Raw genomic sequence first — 2,611 nt, forward strand, 5'->3', positions numbered from 1 at the left:
TTCCATATGCGATAGCCCTGCCGTTCACGGGGAGAGGATCCCGGCAGGGGGATGAGGGGCAGCACCAGCCTCAGCTTCGATTCTCAGCCGCCAACCCAACCAGCAGCTCCAGCGCTTCCTCCGCCCGGTCGGCGGGGACGAACAGATGGTCGTGGTAGAAGGCCGAAACCGGGTTCACGCCCATGCCGGCGGCGGCGAGGCGCGTGGTGATGGCGGCGAGGAAGCCGACGGCTTCCAGCGACGAATGGATGTTCAGCGTGACCATCCGGCAGCGGAATGACGCGGTCAGTGCCGCAGCGATGGCCTTCTCCTCGGTTACGATCAGCGTCACGCCCTCGCGCTCGCGAAACACCATCACCGGCTCGAGGCCTTCCGGCTGAGCGACGCCAGGCGCCAGCGTGGCGAAGACATAGGTGCCGGCCAGCAGTTCCGGCGTCATCGATGCCAGCAGTGTCTTCAGATCGGTCTCGCCGGTCATTCGTTTCTCTCGCCTGCAGAAATGGGCCGCAGCCCACGTGCTCTTCAATATCCGCGACCGGCGCGTGCCGATAGTCCTGGCGCTGCAAGGACGACATGGCGATGTCGCTGGCGGCTGGGCTTGCGGACCTGTCGCATCGCACAATAGAGGAGCTGAGGGCCGTGCCGGTCCGTGAAAGGCCTTCGATGATCGTTCGCCCGCGCCCCACATTCCTGCAGCTGTTCTTCATCATGCGCGGTTCGGTCGTGCCACGCATCCTGCCGCAGATATTGGGCTTCGCGCTCTATTCCGCGATCATCCTGGCCGTGGCGCGCCGGTTCCAGCTTGATTTCAGCATCTTCAACATCACGCCTTTCGGCCTGGTCGGCGTGACATTGTCGATCTATCTCTCGTTCCGCAACAACGCCGCCTACGACCGTTGGTGGGAGGCGCGCAAGCTGTGGGGCGCGCTGGTCTTCGAAATGCGCAACCTGGCCCGCGCCACCACCAGCCTCATCCCGGACCAGACCGAGCAGCGCGCCTTGCTGATGGAAGCGCTCGCCTTCTGTCATTTCCTGCGCGGGCAGTTGCGCAAGATCGACAGCATGAAGGATGCCCGCGCCTTCATCGACGCCGAGGCGGACAAGGCCGCAGCCTTTTCCAATCCGGCAGATGAGATGGTCAGGCGCATGGGCCGGCGTGCCAATGCGCAGCGCCGGGCGGGCGACGTCGACTCGATAGGCTTTCGTATCCTCGATGAGAGGCTCGCGTCGATCGCAGCCATCCAGGCCGGCTGCGAGCGGATCGCCGGTACGCCGTTACCCTTCGCCTACACGCTGCTGGTGCATCGCACGGCCTATATCGTCTGCCTGCTGCTGCCGATTGGCCTGATCTCGACCACCGGTTGGGCGACGCCGCTGTTCACGGCGTTGATCGCCTACACCTTCTTCGGCCTCGACGCGCTGTCGGAAGAGCTCGAGGATCCGTTCGGCACCGAGGCCAACGACCTTGCACTCGACGGCCTCTGCCGTGTCTGCGAAATCTCGGTGTTCGAAGCGCTGGGCGAAACGCCGCCGAAGATGATCCCCGCGGAAAAGTTTTATTTTTCCTAGGCGAAGGCGCGCGGGCTTAAAACAATCGGACCTCTGTCGGATCGCAGCCCCATGCCACGTCCTTGGTTCGACCCCAGCGAAAAGGGCTCGAACCACTAGGAGGGACCACCATGAGCATTTCCGAAATCGCGCCCGTCTCGCCGGGCGCTTTATGGGCCGGCCGCGCGCTCAGCGGCGTCATCGTGCTGTTCATGATTTTCGATGGCGTCATCAAGCTGCCGCCGCTCGATGTCGTCACCCAGACGATGGTGCCGCTCGGCTGGCCGGCCGATGCCAATGTCGCGCGCATGCTGGGCGTCATCGGCCTGATCTCGACCGCTCTCTATGCACTGCCGCGCACCTCGGTGCTCGGCGCCATCCTGCTCACCGCCTATATGGGCGGCGCCATCGCCACGAATGTCCGTGTCGACAGCCCGCTGTTCTCGCACATTCTGTTCGGCGTCTATCTCGGCATTATCCTGTGGGGTGGCGTGTATCTGCGCGCGTCCGCGCGCTGATCCCGTTCAGCCGTTAGATCCAGATCGAAGCATCGCTTTCCGCTGAAAGCCTGAACCCCTTGCCGGGCAATGTCTCAGGGATCGAATCGCGGAGTTGCGAGTTAGAGATTCGCCTGGCGGCGGAGGCGGCTCCTATCGGAGAGGAACGATGATGAAGAAAATGATGCTTTTGATGGCGCTGCTGGTGCCGCTCGCCGCTTGTTCGCAAACGGAAAAAGGCGCGGCCGTAGGCGGCCTCGGTGGCGCTGCCGTCGGTGCGGCGGTCGCTGGCGATCCGGTTGAAGGCGCCGTCGTCGGTGGTGCTGTCGGCGCCGTGGCCGGTGCGCTGATCGGCCGGGCGAGCGAGCGTGGCGAATGCCGCTACCGTGATCGCCGTGGCCGCGTCTACGTCGACCGCTGCCCGGACGGTTATTGATCGGCAGCTCTTACAGACAGAACTGGACAGCAAAACGGCGGGCACATGGCCCGCCGTTTTCCTGGATGCGAATAGAGCAATTATTCGGCGGTGGCGGCTTCCGCCTCGGCCGGTGCGGCCGCCGCTGCAC

4 protein-coding genes are annotated in these 2,611 nt (G+C 64.3%); 3 read left to right on the top strand and 1 reads right to left on the bottom strand.

The features are described from left to right. Positions 1-70: 70 nt before the first annotated feature. On the bottom strand, positions 71-478 hold the full coding sequence (locus EN749_RS33885; RefSeq protein WP_127268219.1) for an ACT domain-containing protein: 408 nt from the start codon (positions 476-478) through the stop codon (positions 71-73). A gap of 95 nt (positions 479-573) precedes the next feature. Between EN749_RS33885 and EN749_RS33890 the strand changes: the two genes are divergently transcribed. The 3 genes from EN749_RS33890 to EN749_RS33900 all read left to right on the top strand — a co-directional run bounded on the left by EN749_RS33890 (position 574) and on the right by EN749_RS33900 (position 2,481). Beyond that, complete coding sequence (locus EN749_RS33890; RefSeq protein ID WP_245491559.1) at positions 574-1,569, top strand: bestrophin family ion channel; 996 nt, start codon at positions 574-576, stop codon at positions 1,567-1,569. 110 nt (positions 1,570-1,679) lie between these two features. Next, positions 1,680-2,066, top strand: a complete 387-nt coding sequence (locus EN749_RS33895) for a DoxX family protein (protein WP_245491560.1) — start codon at positions 1,680-1,682, stop codon at positions 2,064-2,066. 151 nt (positions 2,067-2,217) lie between these two features. Beyond that, the gene (locus tag EN749_RS33900; protein ID WP_127271330.1) at positions 2,218-2,481 is read left to right on the top strand and encodes a glycine zipper domain-containing protein; all 264 of its coding nucleotides are present in this window, start codon (positions 2,218-2,220) and stop codon (positions 2,479-2,481) included. The last annotated feature ends 130 nt before the right edge of the window (positions 2,482-2,611 follow it).

Source organism: Mesorhizobium sp. M7A.F.Ca.ET.027.02.1.1, from assembly GCF_004022985.1.
Classification (GTDB): Bacteria; Pseudomonadota; Alphaproteobacteria; order Rhizobiales; family Rhizobiaceae; genus Mesorhizobium.